Genomic DNA, 24,829 nt, shown 5'->3' on the forward strand with positions numbered 1-24,829 from the left:
TTTTTCCTTAATAATAAACTTGTTTTATTGTTTTTTGACCGGTATTATATTTTGACAAATTTATCTTTACCCGCGCCACAAATAGGACAAACCCAGTCCTCGGGTAAATCCTTAAACAAAACCCCACAATCGATTCCAGAATCAGGATCTCCGTAACGGGAGTCATAAATATAACCACAAACTGTACAACGATGTCGTTCAATTTCCGCCTTGTCGGCTTCTTCCGGATGAAAGGTAGCAGCGGTACGAGGGACCTTCCCGCCTTTGACATCGCGATAATAATTATAGGTCATTGGTTCTTCTTTGGTTAAAAATTCCGATTCAAGCACTTCGCTTAAAAAAAGAACATGGGTTCCAGCATCCAACTTAGAAACCACTTTGGTTTCGACATAAGAAACAGTGTGGTCGGTAACAATGGGGATTTTATTTTTCCCTAAGATAAATTGGCTTTTTGAGAATTTATCAATTTTCTTTCCGGTTTGGAATCCGAAAAGACCAATTAACTGCAAGGGAGCATCTTTATCTAACACTGAAATATTATAAAGACCACTTTTTTTAATGTATTCCAAGGTCAAGCTCTCTTTGTTGACACTGGCAATAATCTGATTAGGAAAGGCTGTTACCTGGACTAAAGCATTGATTATCATTCCATTGTACTTCCCATTATAACCAGAACTGATAATATACATTCCACAATTTAAAGAGAATAGAGCATCTAAGTTCAAAATTGACACCACCTTTTATCCATGGAGGAAATTAGGGGGAATTCATTCCATATTATGTTTCATAAATTTTACTCGATAAATGGTTTGTTGCCAAATTATTCTTTGAAAAACATAAATTATCCTTTACAGGGGCTACTCTTTTCATCCTCAACTGGCGCTGCAAATGCAGCATGACGATCTACCCTGAGAATACCATCAAATGAATTCCCCCATTGAGGGGGGTTAGGGGGGTGTGCCTTTCATTCGTCATCCTGAGGCTTCGCTTTTTGAAGCCGTGAGGATCTCATCTTTTCAATTCTTTTTTTTATAAAAACTTTAAAAGGATGAGATTGCCACGTCGCATAAGACGCTCCTCGCAATCAGGCTGTGTCACAATCCCTTTCATGCACCAAGAAGAGCTTGAAAGTGGAGGATACATTCTATTTATCTTCAGTTTTTTGGTTATCTATTCCCAATATTCCTGTAAAATATTAACATAAGTGGTGGTAAATATTTACAAAATAATTATGACACAGCCTGAATGACGGAGTGGGTGGATGGGATGCTTACGTCGTCCGGTCAAAGTCACCGGACTCCTCAGAATGACAGACTCAGTAAATGAGATTGCCACGTCGCTTCGCTCCTCGAAATGATGGAGAAGGAAAAATTCAAATCCCCCTGACCCCCTTTTCTAAAGGGGGAGATTGGTTCCTGAGTTTATATTTTCATCCTCATCTAGTGATGCGATGCAGCATGACAGTCTATCATGTAAATCAAGGAATAAATGAAAAGTAACGAAACAAAAAAAGATAAAGGCACACCCCCCTTGAATCCCCCCTCAATGGGGGAATAAGTCAACAATTCCCCTCCGTGGAGGGGTGCCGCTTCGCGGGGGGAGGGTGCCTTTTAGTTTTTAATGATTACCCTGAGACGATGAATAAGTAACATAAAAAATTTTGCTAAATGAGATTGCCACCTCGCTTCGCTCCTCGCAATGACGGATTGAGAACAGGTATGATGAATCATTCTCTATAATAAATGCTTATCAATAAGTTTATAATTTTTGTGCCTGATTAATGTAGCGACATGCCATGGCATGTCGTATTCGGATTTTCATCCTTATCTGATGCTACGAAAGCGGCCTGAAGGTCTATCCTTTAGAAATTATAAAAATTTCAATCTGTAAATCTTCATGCCAGCTGTCATAAATTATAAATGAAATATTCCAAAATGGGTAAAATTGTTTTATAATTATTTTATGGTTTACTTTCCTAAAAAAATAACTGATATCGATCAAAAAGTAATAATTCTGGGAGAGTCGGCTCAATATGATTTATGTGGAGCCTGTGCGAACCAGATTGAGAGAAAAAGAAATCCTCAGGGTGGATGGATTTATCCTACAGTGACCCCCGACGGAGAAAGAGTAAATCTCTTAAAAATCCTCCTTTCCAACGACTGTATTCATAACTGTTATTATTGTGGGAATCGTGAAGGACGAAAGGGAGATCGAGTTCGTTTTTCGCCGGAAGAATTGGTTCGGATATTCCTTAACATGAAAGATAGAGGTTTAGTGAAAGGGCTATTTTTAAGTTCAGCAGTTGATAGAAATCCGTTCCAAACTATGGATGATATGATAAAAGTGACCGAACTGCTGAGGTGGAAATATCATTTTCGAGGATATATTCATCTAAAAATATTTCCTGAGTCAACCGATGACTATATCGAGACTGCTATAAGATTGGCTACTCGAGTGTCGATCAACATTGAAGCTCCTGGTTCTGATTATTTAAAGAGTATTGCTCCTCAAAAGAATTTTAATCGAATATGGAACAGATTTCTTTATCTGAAAAAGCTTTCTCAAAAGGGGATAAGACCTCGCGCTGGATTCACTACCCAGTTGGTTATCGGAGGAGGTGAAGAAAAAGATCTGGATATAATGAGGACTGTTAGCACTCTTTACCATGACTTTTCTATGACCAGAGCTTATTATAGTGCGTTTCATCCGATTATTGAGACTCCTTTAGCCGAAAAACAACCAGAATCGACTTGGAGAGAACACCGCTTATATCAGGCTGATTATCTTTTTCGGAAATATCACTTTTCTCTTGATGAACTCATTTTTAACCAAAATGGAAATCTGCCCTTGGAAATAGATCCAAAAACTTTATGGGCATTAAATCATCCAGAAGTTTTTCCTTTAGAAATTAATACTGCTTCTTATCAGGAGTTACTCAGAATACCAGGCATTGGTCCAATATCGGCAAAAAGAATTATTCAATTTCGCCAAAAGGCCCCTTTTCGTGACTTATCCTCACTTCAAAACTTAGGGATTCGTGCCCAGGCAACTGCACCTTATATTCTTCTTTCTGGAAAACAATTCCGGATACCTCAGCAACTCTCACTTTTTTCAGAATATATCGCTGGATAAACCCTCAGTCCACTTGTGCGGCACCAGATGGACATGAAAAACTACCATGGCATGTTGTTACATTAATTAAAGAACAGGCACTCTAACCCCCCCCCACTCAATGGGGGAAGATCATTCATTTGATGGTATTTTCTGGATAGGACTTTCATACAAATTTTTTGGCAACAGATGAGAATAAAAATATACACTCAGGAACCAATTTCCTCCTTTAGCAAAAGGGGGAAAGGGAATTGAATTTATTGGTAACGAATCGAATCCCTTCCAATCTCCCTTTATCCAAAAGGAGAGGTTGATATAAAATGAATTTGCTGAAAATTGGATTTAAGGGATAGGCGAAAAAGGTTTTATTGTGCCAAATTATTAAAAGAAACGAACATAGGATTGAAATAGGTTTGTAATTTCTCTTGAAAAACCTCCTGAGGAGCCTGGCAAAGGAGTGCTGAAAGATAAGAGAAATTGGCAACAGGTATATACAAGACAGTAGCCTGGAGTTGAAAAACAAAAACTTTCCCCTGGTAAGTTCCTTGAAGAACTACATTCCCTTTGGTTAAATTCATACCGGTTTGAGATGAGCTGGGATCAGTTCGATAATCCTGGTTGACGATTTTCAAGTCAGGAATGGAAGAATGAAGCCAACTAGAAATCTGTTGAGAATAAGCCTGGGCATCTTGGAGCGTACCTTGAACCGGTAAAAAGGCAGTAAAAGCTGTAAAACCACTTTGATCCTCGGAAAAAACAACCCGTTTATTCCAAGTATCAACGTTTACTGCCCAATTCGCTGGATATTTGACTGTACCAGCAATCATTGGATCGAATCCGAAGGTCTGAGATAAATCCAGTTGTTTCCATTGAATGACGGGTTGGTCTTGCTGGGGTTGTAATTGACCTTCGGGTTCTTGACTGGGTAAAAAGGGATTCGCTGGGCCAGTTGTGGTTTGATTTGGTTCATTCCCTTCAGGAATTGGAAGAGTTGGAGTATCTTGTACTGGTCTTTGTGGATTTTGGTCAAGAGCTGGCAGTTGAAGGGCATTGACATCGGGGAGGGTATCCTGTGCAACACTTAAAGAAACCAAAGCAAGCACCAATAACGATGTAATAATTAATGTTCTGATGAGTATTCTTAATCGGAAATTCATTTTATCCTCCTTATTTAAAAAATATCAAGAAATAATTCATTCAAGGATTGTCATCAAAATGATGATAGTAAATTGCCCTATTATTAATTAGTGAAAATCAAAGCTTTCTATCTTGAGGTTCTCAATAATAAATTTTAGACTTCATTTTTAACGCCGTCAATTCAAATTTATATTATAGTATTTATTATGTTATAGTATTTTGAAAGAACAATATTAAAGTAGGATCTTTTTTAAAAGGAGAAGAGCTACTTGAATTCAGTCGAAAATTTATTTAGTAAAAATGAAATAAAAACTCTTGAAAATATCATTGATACCGCTATTAAGGTATCAAATGCTCAAACCGGTTCGTTGTTGTTAGCCAGAAATGATGGAAGCTTGTTTATAGCAGCTGGTAGAGATTTGTTAGATAAGTATATCGGATCACGGGTAGATCTGGATAAAAAAACAGTTTCAGGATATGTGTTTCAAACCGGAAAACCTCTCATTATCGATGACAACAACATTAGCCAATTTTCTCGCCGTAAAGAGAGAAAGAGCTATTCAATTTCTCTTCCCATCAAAAAAACCACCAATCAGGTAGTTGGAATTTTAAATTTAAATCGAACGGATAAATCCTTTGAGAAAAAATCTATTCCGCAATTAGAAGCTTTTACTACCAACATTGCGATATTATTAGAAGAGAATAATCTCCGCCAAGATCGAGAACGGATCATTATTGTTCTTTCGGAGATCATTGAACTCTTTTCATCTTTATGTTGCAATGATACATTTAATGCTGTTTTTGAGAAAACCTATTATGCGGTGAAGATCTTAACTGGCGTGAAAAAGGCTTCGGTGTTTAGGCTTTCAAAAAAAAGGCCTTATTTCGTTTTTACCAAAGAATGGCCAAGAAAAATGAATTGGAGGACTTTCGATAGTATAAGTCAACAAGTACAAGACCTTATCGATCATAAAAAAGTGACTCTCATTAGTGGTAAAGCAAAAACCCAGCTTCTTTTTATTCCTTTAATTTCTGATAATCATCCTCCCTTTTTGTTTATAGGAATTCTTAATAAAGAGATTGATATCATTGATTATTTAGTTCTTTCCATTATTGAGAATATGGGAAGTTCAACCTTAGAGAATATTACACTCTTTAAAAACAGTAAAAAGCTTACCCAGGAAAAAGAACGTAATCGCTTAGCAAGAGAACTTCACGACGGATTAGCTCAAATATTAGCATCAACCCAGATTTATTTGCATTTTTTGGAAAATATGGTATCGAAAGAAAACCAGAATGAAATTGAGATATTAAAAAAAATCAAATCGTTGAATACCTTAGGAATTGAGGAGTCACGCTTTATTCTTTCTGAACTCAAGGGAAAACCGATCACGGCAAGCCAATTCAAGGAGAAAATCGATGAAATCATCGGTCTTTTTATTGTTCCAGGCAATAAAATTCATATAAATTATCAGGTGGAGCTGGAAGAAATCCCCTATCGGATATATAAAATGTTTTTAAAAATATTGCAAGAAATTTTATCAAACATCCAAAAGCATGCTCAAGCTAGTTTAATTAATATTCATATCACCAATAGTAAACGCCAAATGATTCTTTCCGTAGAAGATAATGGAATAGGTTTTGATCCACAGATTATTGACGAAAAAGGTGCTGAACATTTTGGTTTACAAAACCTTCAAGAAAGGGTGAGAATTTTAAAGGGGAAATTTATTATTGATAGTAAATCGGGTAGAGGAACGAAAATTATGGTGAAAATTCCTTATGAAGAAAATGATTCAAGTATAGTCTGGGAAGGATTAGAGAAATGAAAATACGAATTGCCCTCATAGATGATCATCCAATATTTTTAGCTGGTTTGAAACGGCTTATAGAAAGTACTAATTCCTATGAGGTTAGCTCAATTGCTAATAGTTATAAAGAAGCATTAGAAAAGATTGACTTCGATAATGTTGATATTGCTTTAGTTGATGTAAATATGCCTGGTGCAAATGGTATTGAATTATTAAAAGCTATCAAGCAAAGAAGCAGTGCCTGTAAAGTGGTTATGTTGACAATTGAAGAAGATGAAGAAACAATTTACCGAGCTATGAAGGAAGGTGCTCGGGGATATATTTTAAAACAGGATTCTCCCGAACGTTTATTAAAGAGCATCCAAGCCTGTGTAGAGGGAGAAATTCTGTTAAGCAATCAAATTTATTCAAAAGTAGTCGATAGGATAAAGAAAGTTAGTCCTCCTGAAAGTGCTCAGTCGATAATATTTTCTACTCTAACCGATCGTGAGATTGAGATTACCCGATTGATTGTTCAAGGAAAAAGTAATCCTGAGATTGCTAAAACTTTATATATAAGCGAGAGTACAGTAAAAAATCATATTAGTAATATACTCCATAAACTGGAGATGAAAGACCGGGTAGAATTAGCTATTTTAGCTGTTCGTGAAGGAATTGGATAAACCTCTTGACAAACTTGCTATAATTCCTATGGTTTTGGGGATAAAAATTTTAAAATCTTCGAGGGTGACCTACTTATGTTAAAATCTGTTCTTTTTGATATAGATGGAACAATTACTGATACCAATCCAATTTTTTTGGATGCGATCGTTCATACCCATTATGAAATGACCGGTCAACAGAAGAATCGTGAGTATTTTCATTTTTCATTGGGTATTCCCAGCCCAGTTACCATGGGAATTCTTGAGATTCCTCAGGATATTAGGGTGCCTTACATTCAGAGATGGCAAGAACATATTAAAGAAAAGATGCATGAAGTGGTTCTTTTCCCAGGGATTGTAACAGTCCTTGAGAGTTTAAAAGAGTGGGGGCTTTCCATGGCTTTGGTAACATCAAAAGTCCGTTCGGAATTTTCCTTTCAGTTTGATACATTTGGGCTGAATCATTTTTTTCAAGTGGTTATCTGCGCTGACGATGCACCTCGTCCCAAACCCAATCCAGACCCGTTGTATGAAGCTTGTTCTCGTTTGAAGGTGAAACCTCGTGATACTGTTTATGTAGGTGATAGCCGATATGATATCATGGCTGCCAAAGCAGCTGGTATTCCATTTCTTTTTGCCTCCTGGGGAACAATTGATCCTACTTCGGTTTTAGAACTTCATCCCGATTTTTATCTCAAGGAGCCAATTGAGATTTTAGATGTTGTTCAAAAGAAAACTCAGGTGGAAGCTCATACCCAATTGAATTACCAGAATATGTAAGAGTGTGGAATTCCTTTCCACATTTTACCTAAGAATTATTGCAGTTGAAATTTTTCTTTCTCCAGTTAGGTCAGATGGCCAATTAAGAATTTTTCCTTGGAGATAAAAAGTTACCGATCCACCACCATCAAGGTTGAGAGCATCAGACACCTGATAGTGCTTTAATTCCTCAACTAGCTCAGGTATCGTTAAACCCGAACTATGGCCAGGACGTCGACCATCGACGGCAAGAAAGAGAATTTTTCCATCTTGGGTTTGTCCAATAACAGCTCGAGGATGTTTATTTTCGACAATTTCTTTGCGAAATGCACCAAAAGGACCTGCTAAACCATTTTGGAAAAGAAGAGGGCCGCTACTGAGTATGTATTCTAATCTCAACCATTTTTCCAAGTCTCCAGTTTCGGGGAGAATAGTCATTTTTACTGATAGAGGAGTTCCAGGATAGAGATTTTGCAGCATCCAACCAGTTATATCACCTTTTCCTTGAAGAATAAATCCGCCCTTGGGTATCAAGGTTTCACCATTGGTTCGAGATGTAACTTGAATAATACCATTTATCACGACAGTTTCAACCCCTTGCGTTCGAGGGGTTTTGCCATTATAGCTTTCGTCGAAAATAACAATTTCATCTCCACGATTGGGACGGTTAATCCCATGAATAGTGAATCCTTGTTGGTTGGGAAGAGAAGCGGTTGTGTTGAGATGAACCATTCCAAAAACCAATTCTTTATTCTGAGTGATTCCGAATGAATACCACCCTTCTTGGGGGTCACTTAAAACTTTTCTATTAATCATCAAAAGGCCAATGGGGTCACCTTCTTGACTAAAAAATCCAGCATTAACGGCAAAAAATGCATTTTTTTGATGGGCAATAATGCTCATTTTTTCCCTTTCAAGAATTTTATCATGAGCAAGGACTACTTCGGGGGTATACGTTGATATATTAGGGTCATATAGTAAAGCTATAGAAAAAACTGATCCACCTTCAACCTTTGATTGGGGTGTGCTTACCACATTTTTTTGTGCAACCGGAACGCTGGGAAAACCTTGTTTATTGAGTTTGTCTTGAATTGAGGAAATATCTTGAGCGGGGAAAGGACCAACTCGTACCTTAAATAATGATTGTTCTTCAACAATTGAGGTATTATAACCAAGTTCTTTTAAAAAAGTTGAAGTATTTTCAGCACGAAATCGCTCGCTGAAAGCACCAACTTGAAGGTAGGCTGTTGGTTCTGAGGAAGATGCCGAAGGGAGAGCAACTGGTTCACCAAATCCCCACTTTTTAATCATGAGCATTATTCCTGGTTCTAAGATTTTAGAAGATTCATAATAAAGATTCCCATTTGAATAGGCTTTTAATTTTTCCTTTAAAAAAGAGAATTCTTGGGGTGTGAGTGGATCGTTAGGTCGGAAAAGACCTTGAGCATCACCGGTAAACAAGGGTGGATTGAGTTGAGTGGAAAGAATAACAACCTTTTTTTCGTCTTCATTGAGGTTTTGAATATCCTGGAAAGGGATCGACCCAGCATCAAAATAATCATATAAATCATTATATGAAAGAGCATCGATTATAGTTCGAGCAGCATCGAGACGAGTAACGAATTGAGTGTTAGTGCGGTTTTGGCTTATAACGATTGTAGGCCCAAGGATATTTTTTAACGAAATAGTGAAATCATTCCATGACAATCTTGATTCAGCTGTCAACCCTGGCAAAGAAACGGTAATAACAAGAAATAAAAGAACGATTATATGATGAGTCAAATATTTTTTCATATTGCATCCCTATTTACTAATATTCTTTTTATAATAAAGTTCCTCATAGGGTAACAAATCCAGTAAAAAAATTCAAACCCAATTTTTATTCCAACATCTAATTAGTACTTTTAGCTATGAAAATGGGATTAATGACCTATATAAGTTTAAATTTTTTTTTCCTATAATTTCGATAGTGACGATTATGACAGGAGGAGATTCAACTGATTACAACAAAAACAAAAACAACCACCAAAAAAATATTTGTTGTTGACGATAACCGTTTTTTTCTTGAAAGTTTGGTGTTCCTCCTCAACCGTCAGATCGATATGGATGTTGCGGGAACCCATGATCGGATTCAGGGGGTGTTAGAAAGAATTGAAGCGGTTAAGCCCGATGTAATCATTCTTGATATGCGACTCCCCGATGGCGATGGGATTACTTTGCTTCAAAAAATAAAATCAAGCTTTGACATTCCAGTTATCATGCTTACTATGTACGAGGAGCATAAAGAACGGGCGGCCAGAGCAGGAGCATTTGCCTATCTTGTCAAAGGAGAAGGTCTCGACCGTCTGTATCAACTTATACGAAAAGCCACTGAATCGTTTGTTAATTCTTGAGTTATATATTCTATCTTCTCCCTGCTTTCTAACAAGTTAGTTTTATCTTCTTTTTTTGCTCATTCTCTTTCCTGTATATAAAATACAATGAAAAGTCATGATTTTGTTTTATCGGAATCCTGAGCACTTACTTTTTTGTAAACCTTTTTAAAATTTAGAGGAAAACTTTTTTTAAAAAATCCTAAAGTATTTTGATATTGTTCCGATAATTAATAAAGGACTGGAAATATATATTAGATATATATATTAAAGGCAAACTCTCCGAAAGGGGAGGACGCAAAACCACGAACCTAAAGCACGAAAGTGCTACGGCAGTCGGGTTGCCGGATCGGCATCGAGTTGATCTGTTAAAATGTGCGTCACTCTCAAAAATGATTTCGGAGAAAACTCTGAAGGAGGCATGAGAGTTGAAGCACAAACAGTTACTGCCACTCATCATCTTCGGGCTTCTCCTGATGGTGTTTATCTCTGGTTGTACCAACTTCGTAAACACTCCGGAAACCGATTTTGGTAATAATAACGCGATAACCAATGTGATTTCTTTAGATAGTTTAGATAAATTTATTGAACGCTCTGATACTAAAATCCTACTTGACGTTCCTTTCCTTCCGCAAGTTCCTCCTGGAACCTGGTCAAATACTCGAAATTGTGGTCATACCGTCGCAGTCATGATGAGAGCTTACTATTATGGAATAGAACCACTTCCAGATCACATCATTCAAGCGGATGATTGGTTGAATGATCGATACGGCCTTCCGATTAACAATTATAATGGTGACTGGACAAACAGTTTTCAGATCCGTGCTTGGTTAGAAAGTGAAGGAGTCCCAACCAAGGTTGGTATGGGTAATTTAGAAAGAGCTCGGAATATGCTTTCAGAAGGGAAACCATTTTTAGCTGCAGTATATTCTAATATGAATCCGAATGGTGGCGCCAAACATGCTATGTTAGTAATCGGAATCGACTCCGCCAATGTATATGTCAACGATCCGGGTAAGGTTAATGGTGCCAACAATTCCTATACCATTAATCAATTCCTTTCAGCTTGGGGCGCACAAGGCAATTGGTATGTGGCATTGGATTAATTAAATCATAGATTGATTTTTAACTTCTTAGTTATATTTACGCTTTTATTTTGAATTGACCTGCGGTTTTCTATCTTCAAATTTACCAAGGCGATGGCTTTTAGACCATCGCCTTTTGTTTTTTTTAGCCTTTGTTGAACAATTACTTACTCACTCCTGCCAGATTTTCTTCCATTTTTTTTAAGATGCAACAGGTTATCTATTGAAAATACACGGGCATGATAAATCAAGCCCCTACAAAAGATTTAAAAGTTGTAGGGGTGCAATTCATTGCGCCCGTTTTCCATTTAATGTAGCGACATGCCATGGCATGTCGAATCTTTGTTTTCTCCCCCATCTAAACCTTCCCCGTTTTTTCTTTTTTTCCCTCTCCCCTGGTGGGAGAGAATTAAGGTGAGGGGGGAAATTGTATACCACGTCGAGCTTTTATTTAAAAATTCCAAACCTGAATATGAATCTGAACTTTGATCCTCATCCTTCCCTTCCCCCATCAAGGGAGAAGGAACTCTGACTCGTCATTGCGAGACCTCGTTTTTTGAGGTCGTGGCAATCTTATGAGTTTAATTTTTTTTATTCCTCTCCTTTTAGATAAAGGGAGCTTGAGAAGGATTGTTTTTTTTTCCAGTACTTTCAAACCCCCCTAATCCCCTTTGCTAAAGAAGGAGATTCATTTCTGAATAGGTGTTTTCATCTTCATCTAGTGCTGCTAAGCAGCATGAAGGTTTGTAGAATTCAAGGGAATATTGCCATTGTAGTTTATAAAAATAGTACCACTGGTTGGTAAAAATAGGCATGATTTCCTATATCCGATTCATCTCTCCTCAACTAATCTATACCAAGAAATCTAATTATCCCGAGAGGAGGGATTATTCGTGAATAGAAAAAAACTATGGTTTTTGGTCTTAACAACAATTGTGTTAGCGTCTTTAGTCAGTGGCTGTATCGGTGGTGGCCAATTCGGAGCTCCATCAACTGACAGCTCAGTCACCATCAAAGGAGTGGTGGTGGCCCCTGATAATAACTGCTTTACCGATACCTGTGCTAACCCATCGATCATTGAAGGAGACCCTCTCCCCAATGCCGATATCATATTAAAAGGAGATACTCATACCCTCACCGGGAAAACTGACTGTGCTGGTAACTACCAGATCTCAGGTCTTGCTGATGATGGGTACGTTCTTTATGCCAACCGTGGTGAGGTTTGGGTTAAAAAAGCCATCTCCCCAGTCACTGGTGATGGAGGAGAAGCCAATTACCTTACCACTGCCCAGGTGATTCTCTGGGAAGTGATTGAAAGTTCATCTCCTGGTTCGATTCCGATCAAAGACATTCCAACAGTTATTCCTTTTGATGGTATTCCACAAAATTTCATCGATGCTGTCAAAGCTGCTTTGGCTGATTGCCGAGATGCTCAACAAGATAAAACGGTCATTGGTCTTGCTAAAGAAATTGCAATTGCCAATTTCGGTGCTCCTAGTTATTGCGTGGTGCCAGATTCATCACCACAAACTTTTCCATCTCCAGCACCACAGCCTTCACCGGATTGTCCTATTCCAACTGCTAAAATCGGAGTGCCTCAATCAGTGGAAGGAAGTGATGGCGAATTTAAATTCGATGCCAGTGGTTCAATAGCAGGTGGAGATGACTTGACTATTACCAATTATAAATGGGATTTTGGTGATGGAGTAACTTTAGAAACCACAGAACCAATAGTTCAACATCAGTATTCAGAAACTGGCACTTACCAGGTAACTTTAGTTGTAGTCAATTCATGTGGATCGTCTTCTGCTTCAGTAGGAGTAAGTGTTACTTATCAGAAAACGATAACTTATACTCTTACTACCAATGTTTCTCCCAAAGGGAGCGGAACAGTTTCTGGAGCTGGGATTTATAGTGCAGGTTCATCGGCTGAAGTCACTGCCACTCCAGCAGCTGGTTATAAGTTCGATCACTGGGAGGGTGACCTTACTGGAAACACCAATCCTGATTCTATCACCATGAATAGTAATAAATCAGTAACTGCAGTGTTCGTCCCGGTTAACTATACCCTTACGATTACTATTGTAGGAGAAGGATCGGTTACCAAAGAGCCTCTTGTATTTAAAAGATCAAAAAAAGCTAAAGGCCCTGATGTTTCTACTTGGCCGGCAGGGACGATTGTCCAACTTGCTGCAAATCCAGCAAACGGTTGGAGTTTTGCAGGTTGGAGTGAAGACCTAACTGGTGCAAATAATCCAGAGAATATAACTATGAATAGCAACAAGAGGGTAACGGTAACTTTTAACGAAAATGCCACCTACAACGTGTTCTACGATGCCAACGGTGGAACCGGTGCTCCAACTGATCCCAGCTCTCCCTACTTTGCTGGAGTGACAGTAACCGTTGTTTCTGGTGATCCAACCAGAGATAATTACACCTTTGCTGGTTGGTTATACAATGGGACCACCTATACTGCTGGACAGACCTTCCAGATGCCAGCAAACAACGTGACCTTGGTTGCTCAGTGGACCCAAGACAACCAGTACACTGTCACCTACGATGCCAACGGTGGAACCGGTGCTCCAACTGATCCCAGCTCTCCCTACTTTGCTGGAGTGACAGTAACCGTTGTTTCTGGTGATCCAACCAGAGATAATTACACCTTTGCTGGTTGGTTATACAATGGGACCACCTATACTGCTGGACAGACCTTCCAGATGCCAGCAAACAACGTGACCTTGGTTGCTCAGTGGACCGAAAATGTTTGCACTCCAGCAGATATTACTGGTTTTACAGTAACAAGTGAATGTAGTTGCCCTGAATATCAATCGAGATGTGTGGACTGTGAGAATTGCAAAGAATGTACAATAACTATAAGCAATGTTAGTGCGACAGGAACCGAACCTATTCAATACAATTATGGATACAAAAAAGCTGGATCAAGCGATTATTCTATGTCTGGATGGACAACAGTTAATGGTTATACATTTACTGATATCGAAGAATGTAATTCAAGAACATATGATGTCATTGTTAAAGTAAAAAGTGATTGTAGTACCAGCGACTTTGATGATTCCTTGACGAAGCCAATAACTCTAGATGGAGGTCAATGTGAAAAATGTTGCAAATTTGATTTCTTTTCGGGTGGCGGAAATCAAAAAGCTAAATGGGATTTTGGTTGGGATTTGAGTAGTAGAGTAAAAGTACAATTTCAAATAAAAAACGTATGTCAACATGAAAGAATTAATCTTAAAGTTGAAGTATATAAAAAAGTAAAACACGGAAATTGGGTTTTACATGGAACCGATAACACGACATTCACAAATATGGAGCCTAATTCTGGAGGAAATATTACTAGAAACTCAGAGTGGGAATCAACTACTATAACAGGATGGGAGCTTGGTTATTCATATGAGATTAAGTTTACAATTACCGAGGCTCAGGGTTATTGCAGTGGTTATTCACAAACAGTAGAAAGGGATTTTTAGTATACTTTAAGTTACTAATGTAAGAGAAGATATTTGTTAAGTTAAAACTCATCAATTAGCTATAAGCCTCCTAGTTTAGGATAATAAACTAGGAGGTGTTTTTCTTCTTAAAGATATATGAGATCTTATAGATCTATAAAATATTTTGAAGTTTTGGGATGTGGCTGTTGGGGTTCGTTATCCAGGAAACTTAATTCAATTGATTTTGAAATGCCACCCTCGTTTTTTTTGTCCCGTTTGCTGGAATCAAGTTGTGATTTTAAAATTTAATCATTTCTTAACCCTTTTAAATAAAGCTTTAGGAATGAAGATAATTTTTATTACAATTTTTAAAAAGATGAGAATACTACATCGATGTGCTTCATGGAGTAAAAAACATAGCCAGTTTGTAATTGAAATAACCGTGAACCGTTTTTTACTTACCCAATAAGAGACAATGGTTCAGAATATTAATTAACTCCTTTTTTGCTACAAGAAATTTACTGCAGTTTTATTCAGCTTAATTAGATTCGATAACGTATACTAAAGTTCGCAATTTCGCACCTTGAAAAAAGCCACCAGAGATTCCAAAATGAAGGTTGCACGAACCAAAAACTTCATCGAGGAGGAATATCCGATGGCTCAAAATAATCATACACCATTTCTCAAAAAAATGCTCCTTGCATTCATGACTGAACCTGATCCGCTCTATGCCATGCTCGAGTGGTTGACCAATGAACTCATGAAATTAGAAGCTGAAAACAAAGTAGGAGCTCACAAGGGAGAACATTGCCCAACCCGAACCACCCATTTCTCTGGAACCCGAGTCAGACGATTTGATACCAGGCTGGGAACCATCTACCTTCTGGTTCCAAAACTAAGGAAAGGAGGCTATATTCCCTTCTTTGTGACCGAAAGGAAACGCTCCGAACAAGCCCTCCTCCAGGTGGTTCAAGAAGCCTTTATCAATGGCGTTTCCACCCGAAAAATGGAGCGCCTTGCCCAAAGCTTAGGAATTGAGTCCCTCTCTGCCAGTCAAGCCTCAGAAATCACCAAAGACCTCAACGATCAAGTCGAATGGTTCCGTACTCGTCCTTTAGAAAAAGAATACCCCGTTATCTGGGTTGATGCTCTCTATTAACTTAATGGTGCCTGTCACCTTAGTTATTAAGTTATTGATCAATCCGACACTTCCTAGGTTCACTGTTTTCCAAAATAATCCAAATTCATTAAACCGCCCCTTATCAAATTAGAATTTAAGGCAGGTTTGTAAATCATTTCAGAAGGATGGTCTCCCCTTATAAAATAAATATTAGTTCTAGGCAATCAGTTATTACGGGCATGACGAGTAAAGGGGCCGATAGATAAAAAAGAAGGCATAAAATAAAATGGGGAGGGGATCAAAGATTTTCTAAATCTTCTTTGTGAATACCTGCCTGCTTTAGAATGGTGTAAAAGGTACCCTTAGGTAGGTCTTTGGTATGCAAGGGAACCACAACTCTTCTTTTTGACTCTGGATGATAGTAGATATGATGACTTCCTCTTGTTCGATGGAGGACGAATCCTTTTTTCTCAAGGATTCTTATGATTTCCGAAGGTTTAAAATTTGTCACTTATAAATCTTCTCTCTGTAAACTAAGAGTATACTCCAGAGTTGTTTCATCAGTGGGTATTTCTTCTCCTTCAGCTATAAGACTATCGAGGTAGAGTTCAATGGCTTCCCTTGCCATCGCAAGAGCTTCTTCAAGGGTTTCCCCATAGGTAACGCATCCAGGGAGGGAAGTTACAATCACTGTAAACCCTCCTTCTTTTTCCTTTCGTAACAGAACTCGATAATTCAACACTCTCATTGGTTTCACCTCTTGTGTGGATTATAGCATATCGTAACTTAATGGTGCCTGTCACCTAAAAACTTAATGGCGCCTGTCACCTTAGTTATTATCATAAATTAAACTGGTTACCAGGAGGTGTCCTTTTTTTTGGGGAGATATCCACGCATTGAATACAATGGAGGAATGTATCACGTCATTTCTCGGGGAAATAATCGGGAGCATATTTTGAAGGAGTCATCCGATAAGCAATATTTTATTGATCAGGTAAAAGAATTCAAAAATCCATTTGGTTTAAAAATTTTTGGTTATGTCTTGATGGATAATCATTACCATTTCCTCTTACAAACAACCAATAAACCCCTTCACACAATCATGCATCAGCTGAATAACAGGTATAGCAAATATTTTAATAAGAAATATTTAAGATCCGGACATGTCTTTGAAGGGAGATATAAAGCAATATTAGTCCTGGATGAGCGATATCTTTTGAAAACTTAACGGTGCCTGTCACCTCAGTTATTAAGTTATTGATCTGAAAAATACCTCCTGGTATGTTAAATTGAGCTGGTTACCAGGAGGTATCGTTTTTTGGGGAGAAATCTACGTATTCAATACGAGAGGGAAATATACTACGTTATTTCTCGGGGAAATAACCGGGAGCATTTTTTTTGGATCCATGTTTAGTAAAAGGAGACATTCAACAAAGAAATATCTTCTTTAGCGTTTGATTTTACTATTTGCCATTAAATTGACAAACTCTCGGGGGTTTACAATTTTTAAGGTTTCGAACTGTTTTTTCAAAATGAGCAAATCTTTATCTCCTGTTATCAAAAATTGAGCTTTCGTTTCCAACGCAACCGCAATATAGACATTATCAGCCTTGTCACGGGAAAAGTTCTGAATTTGTGAAGGGCGGTGAGGCTTGGTCTCTTTTATAAAATCAGTGAAGAACTTTTCAACAAATCTCCTTTGTTTTTCACTAAAAAAGGTGCCCTTCTTAGAAGCCTGTTTCTCAATTTCTTCTAAAAAGGCAAACAGCTCTTTTTCCATCTCGGGTGGTCGGTATACAGAACCAATGCTAAGAGCGAGAAAAAGAGCGTTGGATGGAATTCCACCACCAATTAAGCTTGATATGATAACATTGGCCTCGATTACTACTTTAATCCGGCGAAGCATAAATTTTTTGGCGAACTTTCTCTAAAATCTCCAGGGCATCTTCATCTGAAATACCGGTATTCCTCAAAGCTTCTTGAGCTTGTAAAAGAGAGGCTTCAATTGGGCTGAGCGCTTCAATTCTGGCTACTGGTTTATTTCGCATCGTAACAATGATTGTTTCTTTTGATTTGATCAGGGAAGAAAGCTTACTTTTTGCTTCCCTCATATTTATAACTTTCATAGTAACCACCTTTGTATTACTCGAGTAGTTACATTGTATCCCTAGTTTGTTATATAATCAAGGTTTCATTTAGTTAAAGGTGCCTGTCACTTCAGTTATTACATTTCTCTCCATTTTTTGATGTTTTTCCCAAATATTACCGAAAAAATTAGCATAAATGGGGGCAACTCATTTATAGAATCAATTATTGCAACAATCTGATTGAGGGGAGATTTGAATTTGTTAGAAAAAATCGAATCCATCTCGATTCCCCTTTATCCAAAGGGAGAGGCTTTTTTCATGGGTTGCTCAACACAAAAGTTCATCAATTCTAAAACTTAATGGTGCCTGTCACCTTAGTTATTATCATAAATTAAACTGGTTACCAGGAGGTGTCCTTTTTTTTGGGGAGATATCCACGCATTGAATACAATGGAGGAATGTATCACGTCATTTCTCGGGGAAATAATCGGGAGCATATTTTGAAGGAGTCATCCGATAAGCAATATTTTATTGATCATGTAAAAGAATTCAAAAATCCATTTGGTTTAAAAATTTTTGGTTATGTCTTGATGGATAATCATTACCATTTCCTCTTACAAACAACCAATAAACCCCTTCACACAATCATGCATCAGCTGAATAACAGGTATAGCAAATATTTTAATAAGAAATATTTAAGATCCGGACATGTCTTTGAAGGGAGATATAAGCAATATTAGTCCTGGATGAGCGATATCTTTTGGAATTAGTTCGCTACCTTCATCAAAATCCGGTTCGGGCGAAGATGTGTTCCAAAGTAGATGAATATCCGTGGAGTAGCGATATCTTCTACCGGAAGAACGATGAGAGCTTGGTCGATATTGGTTTGGTGCTCGATACCCTTTCGGAAGAGAGATCAGTTGCGATCAAAATGTATTCCGAGTGTATCGATCAAATTCCAGAAAATACCGTCAATTACGAGGAAGGAAAATTAATTGGTGAGGATACTTCACCCGTAATGAATTCTTACAAGGTTAAATATGAAGAGAGAAAAACACTTGATGAACTTTTACTTTTATCTGGTGCCAGTTCCAATGATCTCATTCTCTTAAAGAAAGGATCAAGGAAGAGGCACCTGACCCCTTACAAACTCAATTTTATTCAATCTTCTTTTGAAGAGAAATATTCATTCAGTGAGATCGGTCGAGTCATTGGTATGTCGAGTCCAGCTGTCTATGATTTGGTAATGCGATATAAATTAAAGGTTAATGAAATAACTTAACTTAACGGTACCTGTCACCTCAGTTATTATGGTTTTACGATACTAATTGAAATAATTGTGATAGACAGTTCTTGGCAGTTGTATTTGATAGTTCCTGGTACTGAGTTATTAAGATAATGCAAAGTGAATTGCGACTGTGGAACTGGATAAGTGTATAATAAATTGAAGACAAGAATAAAAGACGATAAATGAGATTTGTTTAGTATTGGAAAATGATTCCAGTATATAAATGAAGTTCAATTGGTGAATGAGGAAAGTAAATTTAAAAACCTGAACTCTCATTTAATCAATATGAGGGCAGAACAAAAATATGGAGGTGAGTTTCGATTATAATAAATATATCAAAGGAAGAGATAAAAATTTTAGAGAAATTAGAAGTGATTTCTCAGAGCACACCCATTAAAGAAAAGATAAAGTTTTTTGAAAAAAAATATGGATCTAGTTTTAATATATTTGAGCACGAGATAAAAGAAGAAGTAAAAGAGAAAGAAGATTTCCAAAAGTGGGATGATTACATAGAATGGAAGGCTTATTTTGAAAAATTAAAAGATTTGGAATTAAAACTAAAAGAGATTGAGAATGCTCAAGAAGTTAAACTTTATTGAAAAAAGTAAGATTGTAAAATCATATGAAATACTCGATTTTAAGCAAGGGAAGGATTTTTATTATATAAAGATAAAACTCGTTTTTACCGATGAAAGCGAGTTTTATGTTAGAGAATTTATTTCTGAGAAAGATTATCTCTATTCATACCATTGGCAAAATAAAGATGGAAAGTTAAGAATTCGATGGGATAATGTTCCTCATCATAAAGATATGAAGACTTTCCCTCATCATAAGCATTCTCCAAAACTAGAAGAAAGTACCGAAATAGGTTTTGAAGAAATCATGCTATTTATTGAAGAAAAAATGAAAAAAGAATAAAGAAACCATTTTTCTAAAATTGAGAAATTTCAATTTGGCATAAAACCACACCCCTTATATAAAACTGTCAAATCCTTCCATTGACAAACCGGTTTTCATATGTTATGACTTCAAAAATGATTTTTTGCCGCGGAAGGGATAAACATGCTTGGAAATAAAGCCTTTAATCAAAAAAACCATCTGGAAATAGCTGGGTGTGATATTGTCCAATTAGCAGAAGAGTTTGGAACTCCTCTCTATGTATACGATGAAGCGCTGTTGCGTTCCAATATCAAAGACTATCAAAAACGACTGAAGGAATTACACCCGGATAGTACTATTGCTTATGCCGGCAAAGCCTTTCTTTGCTCGGCCATGTGTCGTCTTCTCGATCAAGAATCGATGTGGTTGGATGTTGTTTCGGGTGGCGAGTATTATGTTGCCCGTGAAAGTGGATTTCCCACCGAACGATTATTGTTTCATGGCAACAACAAGAGCCCACAAGAACGAGAATTGGTTTTAAAAAATGGAATAGGACGATGGGTTATTGACAGCGAATGGGAGCTTGCTCTTCTCAGTAAAGAAGCCAAAAATTACCTCCATGGAAAGTTACCGGTGTTTTTCCGGATTACTCCTGGTATAGATCCTCATACTCATGCCTATATTACCACCGGCAAAGTAGATAGTAAATTTGGATTAACCTTGGTAGATGGAATCGCTCAAAGGGTGATTCGACAAGCGTTAAGCTATGAAAATCTTGATGTAAAAGGGCTTCATTGCCATATCGGTTCGCAAATCGATTCCTTGGAACCTTTCATCAACACCATTAAAGCCATGGTTCGGTTTATGGACAGTTTTAAAGAGCAAAATAACTTTGTATTTTCCGAGTTAGACTTGGGTGGCGGTTTGGGGGTCCCCTATCTGGAAGAACAAAAGGGGAAATTTCCTTCAGTTCAAGAATATGTTGAAGCGATCGCTAAAACTCTCCAAGAAGAATGTGAAAAATATCAATATCCACTTCCCAAACTATTTATTGAACCAGGCCGTTCGATTGTGAACAATGCCGGAAATACTGTCTATACCGTCGGAACGATCAAGGAGATTCCTGGAATTAAAAAATATATCGCTGTTGACGGTGGAATGACTGATAATCCCCGACCAATACTTTATGATGCTCGTTATCAGGCAATCATAGCCAACCGAGTCAATCAGGGATCTCCTGAAATGGTTTCAGTGGTTGGGAAATGCTGTGAGTCGGGTGATGTTGTTATTCAGCAAACGGAAACCATTTCAGTCCAAAACGGCGATATCTTGGTGGTCGAAGGAACCGGTGCTTATAATTATTCCATGGCTTCAAACTATAATCTCATCCCCCGACCGGGAGTCGTGTTTATTCGAGACGAAAAGCCGTATTTGGTCGTTCGTCATGAAGGCTGGTATGATTTAGTTCGTAGAGATATCCTTCCCGAGTATCTTATCGAAAAGGGAGAATGAAAATGAAAAAAATTCGAGTAATGATTACTGGGATAGCGGGAAAAATGGGCCAAGAGTTAGTGCGAACTGTTGCCCAGCAAAAAGATATGCTGCTGGTTGCTGGCTGTGATATTTCCCAGGTTGGTAAAGACGCTGGAGAGATGTGTGGCATTGATGCGATCGGGGTTATTATAGAAATGGATTTAGGAGTTACCTTACGAGAAGTAAGACCTGATGTCGTTTGTGATTTTACTTATGGTGAGGCGTTAAGGAAGAATCTACCATTATATCTTGAGAATAGAGTGAATATGGTTATTGGAACGACTGGTCTTACTCCAGAAGAGCTCAAAAAATTGGAAGATGAATGTCAGCAGAGAGAAATTGGTTGTTTAGTAGCCCCCAATTTTGCTATTGGTGCAGTGCTTATGATGCAATTTGCTCAAAAAGCTTCTCAATATATGGAAAGAGCCGAGATTATCGAGTTTCACCATCCCCAAAAAAAAGATGCACCCTCCGGGACAGCAATTAAAACCGCTGAAGGGATTATTGAGGCAAAAGATCGAGCCTATGAAGAGAAGAGCTTTGAATTACTTCCAGGCTCACGAGGCGGACGTTTAGGCACAGTTAACATCCATAGTGTCCGCCTGTCAGGTTTTGTGGCTTCCCAGGAGGTCATATTTGGGGGTGAAGGTCAGACGCTTACCATCCGCCATGATTCATTAAGTCGTGTTTCCTTTATGCCCGGAGTTCTCTTGGCAATCCGAAAAATTGCAAAGAATAAGCATTTTTATTATGGTTTAGATAAAATAATGAAATTGTAAGGACAAACTCTTATGCTGCGTAGCAGCACCAGGTAAGGATGAAAACCCAAGATTCGACATGCCATGGCAGGTTGCTACAACAAAAATAAATTGTGGAGGCTTGATTTATCAAGCCCACAAATGAGTTTACAGGATTGAAGTTCATGTCACGTTATGGTGCCGGTTGAGGATGAAAAATAGTGTTATCCTCTCAGCCTGAATCTCTCCCACCGAGGGGTGAGAAAAAAGGTTCCCCCTTTAGAAAAGGGGGTAAGGGGGATTTGAGTTTTTTCCTGCTCTTTCATTGCGAGGAAGTCAACCGTTCTTTGGTTGGACGACGTGGCAATCTCTGCCACCCAGTTTGTCATTCTGAGGAGTCCGGTGTCTTCTCCCGGACGACGTGAGAATCTCATCTTTTTCAATTCCACAGTTCAATACATAATAAAAAATGAATCATGAGATTGCCACGACCTCAAAAAACCAGGTATCGCAATGACGACTCAAAGTTCCTTCTCCCTTGATGGGAGAAGGTGAGGATGAGGATGGAAGCTCTGGATGACGAATGAAAAGCACCCTCCCCGCCGTAAACGGCACCCCTCCAAGGAGGGGAATTGTTCAATATATTCCCCCATTGAGGGGGGATTTAAGGGGGGTGTACATTTCTCTTTTTTTGTTTATTCTTTTTTCACCAATATTGGTATTTTCAGGATAGAACAGAAAGCTAGCAATAGTTAATGAGTAATAAAGAATCATTAAAAAATTAATAAGTCGGAATTTGAAGAAGGAGGTTGCCATGCATTTGGTTAAAATGCACGGGTTGGGGAACGATTTTTTAATTATTGAAGACCATGAAGCCCAAAAAATTACTTCAATCAAGGATTTTGCTATTTCTGCTTGTGACCGTCACTTCGGAGTTGGAGGAGATGGAGTGATACTCATTTTGCCCTCGCAAAAAGCTGATATCCGAATGAGGATATTTAATTCTGACGGGAGTGAGGCAGAGATGTGCGGTAATGGAATTCGCTGTCTTGCCAAATATGCCTATGAAAGAGGATTAGTTCCTGATCCGATTTTAACGGTTGAAACCGAAGCTGGGATCATAATTCCAGAAATTATTTTAGAAGATGAAAAGGTGAAGTCAATTCGAGTTGATATGGGACAACCTCGTCTTGAAAGTGGAGAAATTCCAATAACCCTTGATAAAGAGAGGATTATTCAAGAACCTATTGAGATTTTAGGAAAAGCCTTTTATTTTACTGCTGTGTCAATGGGAAATCCTCATGCAGTAATTTTCGAAATTCCTGATCAGTGGCAAACCTATGGGGAAGCCATTGAGAAACATCCCCTCTTTCCTCGTAAAACCAATGTAGAATTTGTTCGTTGTTTGTCTTCCAATCAAGCCGAAGTAAAAGTTTGGGAGCGAGGAGCAGGGCCGACTTTGGCCTGCGGAACCGGAGCGTGTGCAGTATTGGTAGCCGGAGCTCTCAATCAAAAATTAAACCGTAAAGCTGAAATTCGGCTGCCTGGCGGAAGCTTAACCATCGAATGGTCATCAAAGAACCAACATGTTTATATGGAAGGTCCAGCTCAAGAAGTGTTTCACGCAGAGTTGTCGGAGGAGGTTTATGAACTATGGACGTTGCATCGCGCATAAAAAAATTACCCCCTTATCTTTTTGCCGAAATTGAAAAAAAGGTGGAAAAAATACGAAATCAGGGGAAAGAAGTGATCGACTTGGGAATTGGTGACCCTGATCTTCCCACTCCCGAATTCATTATAGATCGCTTGTGTTTAGAGGCTAAAAAAGCTGATAATCATCGTTATCCTTCTTATCGTGGTTTATCTGCCTTTCGAAAAGCTGCGGCAAGCTGGTATGAAAAACGATTTGGGGTCACTTTAAATCCCGATCGGGAAGTTGTTTCATTAATCGGTTCAAAGGAAGGGATTGCTCACTTTGCTTGGTGTATAGTCGATCCTGGTGATATCGTTTTGGCGAGCGATCCTGGATATCCGGTTTATAAAACCAGCACAATGTTAGCCGGTGGAATTCCCCTTGAACTTCCCCTGCTAAAAAAGAATCAATTTCTTCCCGATTTTACTTCCTTCCCAGATAGTGTATTAAAACGAACTAAATTAATTTTTATCAATTATCCCAACAATCCTACCGGAGCTACTGTAGACCATAGGTTTTTTCGAGAAATAGTTCATTTAGCCCATGACTACGATTTTGTTATTGCTCACGATTTGGCTTATTCTGAGGTGAGCTACGACGGTTATAATGCCCCGTCAATTTTCGAAGTTGATGGTGCCCGAGAAGTAGCTGTTGAATTCCATTCTCTTTCTAAAACCTTTAATATGACTGGTTGGAGAGTTGGGTTTGCAGTCGGCAATGAAAAGTTAATCGAGGCTTTAGGTCGGGTGAAAACTAATATAGATTCGGGAATTTTTAACGCTATACAGTGGTCGGGCGTGGAAGCTTTGGGGAGAACTCAGGAAGTATTGGATTGGATTCACCCAATTTATACCCGCCGTCGCAATCTGGTGTTTGAAGCATTGCAAGCTTGTGGATTTGAAGTTGAGAAACCCCGAGCCAGCTTTTATATCTGGGTACCGGTTCCGACTGGGTATACGTCAATGAGTTTTGCTGAACATCTTTTAGAAAGAACCGGTGTGGTGGTGACTCCAGGTACCGGTTTTGGTCAATATGGAGAAGGATATATTCGAATTTCCTTAACCAGCCCGGAAGAAATTTTGGCAAAAGCAATGGAAAAAATTCAAAATGAGCTATAAATAAGGGGC

23 protein-coding genes, 1 pseudogene and 1 riboswitch are annotated in these 24,829 nt (G+C 38.2%); of the genes and pseudogenes, 17 read left to right on the forward strand and 7 right to left on the reverse strand.

Translation table 11 applies throughout. From position 1 onward, the window contains the following. Positions 1–44: 44 nt before the first annotated feature. Positions 45–725 (reverse strand): flavin reductase, encoded by a 681-nt coding sequence (locus RT761_RS14280; protein WP_218110757.1) that lies wholly within the window; start codon positions 723–725, stop codon positions 45–47. A 1,219-nt stretch (positions 726–1,944) separates the two neighbouring features. Between RT761_RS14280 and RT761_RS07245 the strand changes: the two genes are divergently transcribed. After that, positions 1,945–3,132, forward strand: coding sequence for a radical SAM protein (locus RT761_RS07245; RefSeq protein WP_218110758.1), 1,188 nt, complete (start codon positions 1,945–1,947; stop codon positions 3,130–3,132). Positions 3,133–3,476: 344 nt separating this feature from the next. Here the strand turns inward: RT761_RS07245 and RT761_RS07250 are convergent, their stop codons facing one another. Further along, positions 3,477–4,268, reverse strand: a complete 792-nt coding sequence (locus tag RT761_RS07250) for a hypothetical protein (RefSeq protein WP_218110759.1) — start codon at positions 4,266–4,268, stop codon at positions 3,477–3,479. 249 nt (positions 4,269–4,517) lie between these two features. Between RT761_RS07250 and RT761_RS07255 the strand changes: the two genes are divergently transcribed. The 3 genes from RT761_RS07255 to RT761_RS07265 all read left to right on the forward strand — a co-directional run bounded on the left by RT761_RS07255 (position 4,518) and on the right by RT761_RS07265 (position 7,480). Continuing rightward, positions 4,518–6,077: a GAF domain-containing sensor histidine kinase gene (locus RT761_RS07255; protein ID WP_218110760.1), complete on the forward strand. Its 1,560-nt coding sequence runs from the start codon at positions 4,518–4,520 to the stop codon at positions 6,075–6,077. Then, positions 6,074–6,721 carry a response regulator gene (locus RT761_RS07260; RefSeq protein WP_218110761.1) on the forward strand — a complete coding sequence of 216 codons (648 nt, stop codon included), beginning with the start codon at positions 6,074–6,076 and terminating at the stop codon, positions 6,719–6,721. Before RT761_RS07255 ends, RT761_RS07260 begins: the two co-directional genes overlap by 4 nt. A gap of 75 nt (positions 6,722–6,796) precedes the next feature. Continuing rightward, positions 6,797–7,480 carry an HAD family hydrolase gene (locus tag RT761_RS07265; protein ID WP_218110762.1) on the forward strand — a complete coding sequence of 228 codons (684 nt, stop codon included), beginning with the start codon at positions 6,797–6,799 and terminating at the stop codon, positions 7,478–7,480. 24 nt (positions 7,481–7,504) lie between these two features. Here RT761_RS07265 and RT761_RS07270 read toward each other — a convergent pair whose 3' ends face one another. Further along, positions 7,505–9,253, reverse strand: a complete 1,749-nt coding sequence (locus RT761_RS07270) for a phosphodiester glycosidase family protein (protein WP_218110763.1) — start codon at positions 9,251–9,253, stop codon at positions 7,505–7,507. Positions 9,254–9,492: 239 nt separating this feature from the next. Here RT761_RS07270 and RT761_RS07275 point away from each other — a divergent pair, with 239 nt between their 5' ends. The 4 genes and pseudogenes from RT761_RS07275 to RT761_RS07290 all read left to right on the forward strand — a co-directional run. Continuing rightward, positions 9,493–9,852: a response regulator gene (locus tag RT761_RS07275; protein WP_281388063.1), complete on the forward strand. Its 360-nt coding sequence runs from the start codon at positions 9,493–9,495 to the stop codon at positions 9,850–9,852. 241 nt (positions 9,853–10,093) lie between these two features. Beyond that, positions 10,094–10,180: riboswitch (cyclic di-GMP riboswitch) on the forward strand. Positions 10,181–10,259: 79 nt separating this feature from the next. Next, on the forward strand, positions 10,260–10,937 hold the full coding sequence (locus tag RT761_RS07280) for a C39 family peptidase (RefSeq protein WP_218110765.1): 678 nt from the start codon (positions 10,260–10,262) through the stop codon (positions 10,935–10,937). A gap of 872 nt (positions 10,938–11,809) precedes the next feature. Then, positions 11,810–14,404 (forward strand): InlB B-repeat-containing protein, encoded by a 2,595-nt coding sequence (locus RT761_RS07285; RefSeq protein WP_218110766.1) that lies wholly within the window; start codon positions 11,810–11,812, stop codon positions 14,402–14,404. A gap of 616 nt (positions 14,405–15,020) precedes the next feature. Further along, positions 15,021–15,521, forward strand: a pseudogene (locus RT761_RS07290) (transposase); the annotation flags it as partial. Positions 15,522–15,783: 262 nt separating this feature from the next. Here the strand turns inward: RT761_RS07290 and RT761_RS07295 are convergent. Further along, the gene (locus tag RT761_RS07295; protein ID WP_218110768.1) at positions 15,784–15,996 is read right to left on the reverse strand and encodes a type II toxin-antitoxin system HicA family toxin; all 213 of its coding nucleotides are present in this window, start codon (positions 15,994–15,996) and stop codon (positions 15,784–15,786) included. Continuing rightward, positions 15,997–16,233 carry a type II toxin-antitoxin system HicB family antitoxin gene (locus RT761_RS07300; RefSeq protein ID WP_218110769.1) on the reverse strand — a complete coding sequence of 79 codons (237 nt, stop codon included), beginning with the start codon at positions 16,231–16,233 and terminating at the stop codon, positions 15,997–15,999. 165 nt (positions 16,234–16,398) lie between these two features. Between RT761_RS07300 and RT761_RS14360 the strand changes: the two genes are divergently transcribed. Then, complete coding sequence (locus RT761_RS14360; RefSeq protein WP_425491272.1) at positions 16,399–16,713, forward strand: transposase; 315 nt, start codon at positions 16,399–16,401, stop codon at positions 16,711–16,713. A 219-nt stretch (positions 16,714–16,932) separates the two neighbouring features. Here RT761_RS14360 and RT761_RS07310 read toward each other — a convergent pair whose 3' ends face one another. Beyond that, entirely contained in the window at positions 16,933–17,391 is a 459-nt protein-coding gene (locus RT761_RS07310; RefSeq protein ID WP_218110771.1) for a putative toxin-antitoxin system toxin component, PIN family, read from the reverse strand. Continuing rightward, positions 17,375–17,611: a type II toxin-antitoxin system Phd/YefM family antitoxin gene (locus RT761_RS07315; RefSeq protein WP_218110772.1), complete on the reverse strand. Its 237-nt coding sequence runs from the start codon at positions 17,609–17,611 to the stop codon at positions 17,375–17,377. Before RT761_RS07315 ends, RT761_RS07310 begins: the two co-directional genes overlap by 17 nt. A 419-nt stretch (positions 17,612–18,030) precedes the next feature. On the opposite strand from RT761_RS07315, the gene RT761_RS14365 reads away from it, so the two are divergent. The 8 genes from RT761_RS14365 to RT761_RS07355 all read left to right on the forward strand — a co-directional run bounded on the left by RT761_RS14365 (position 18,031) and on the right by RT761_RS07355 (position 24,820). After that, positions 18,031–18,312: a transposase gene (locus tag RT761_RS14365; RefSeq protein WP_425491273.1), complete on the forward strand. Its 282-nt coding sequence runs from the start codon at positions 18,031–18,033 to the stop codon at positions 18,310–18,312. Positions 18,313–18,332: 20 nt separating this feature from the next. Further along, complete coding sequence (locus tag RT761_RS07325) at positions 18,333–18,854, forward strand: hypothetical protein (RefSeq protein WP_218110774.1); 522 nt, start codon at positions 18,333–18,335, stop codon at positions 18,852–18,854. A gap of 377 nt (positions 18,855–19,231) precedes the next feature. Then, positions 19,232–19,459, forward strand: a complete 228-nt coding sequence (locus RT761_RS07330) for a hypothetical protein (protein ID WP_218110775.1) — start codon at positions 19,232–19,234, stop codon at positions 19,457–19,459. Further along, entirely contained in the window at positions 19,434–19,778 is a 345-nt protein-coding gene (locus RT761_RS07335) for a toxin-antitoxin system TumE family protein (RefSeq protein ID WP_218110776.1), read from the forward strand. The genes RT761_RS07330 and RT761_RS07335 overlap by 26 nt, the downstream gene beginning before the upstream one ends. A gap of 144 nt (positions 19,779–19,922) precedes the next feature. Continuing rightward, entirely contained in the window at positions 19,923–21,251 is a 1,329-nt protein-coding gene (gene lysA / locus RT761_RS07340) for a diaminopimelate decarboxylase (RefSeq protein WP_218110777.1), read from the forward strand. Between the two features lie 2 nt (positions 21,252–21,253). Beyond that, positions 21,254–22,051: a 4-hydroxy-tetrahydrodipicolinate reductase gene (gene dapB, locus RT761_RS07345; RefSeq protein ID WP_218110778.1), complete on the forward strand. Its 798-nt coding sequence runs from the start codon at positions 21,254–21,256 to the stop codon at positions 22,049–22,051. Positions 22,052–22,823: 772 nt separating this feature from the next. Next, entirely contained in the window at positions 22,824–23,684 is an 861-nt protein-coding gene (gene dapF, locus RT761_RS07350) for a diaminopimelate epimerase (protein WP_218110779.1), read from the forward strand. After that, a complete protein-coding gene (locus RT761_RS07355; protein WP_218110780.1) occupies positions 23,663–24,820 on the forward strand; it encodes an LL-diaminopimelate aminotransferase in 1,158 nt (385 codons plus the stop codon). Before dapF ends, RT761_RS07355 begins: the two co-directional genes overlap by 22 nt. The last annotated feature ends 9 nt before the right edge of the window (positions 24,821–24,829 follow it).

The organism is Atribacter laminatus, assembly GCF_015775515.1.
GTDB classification, from domain to species: domain Bacteria; phylum Atribacterota; class Atribacteria; order Atribacterales; family Atribacteraceae; genus Atribacter; species Atribacter laminatus.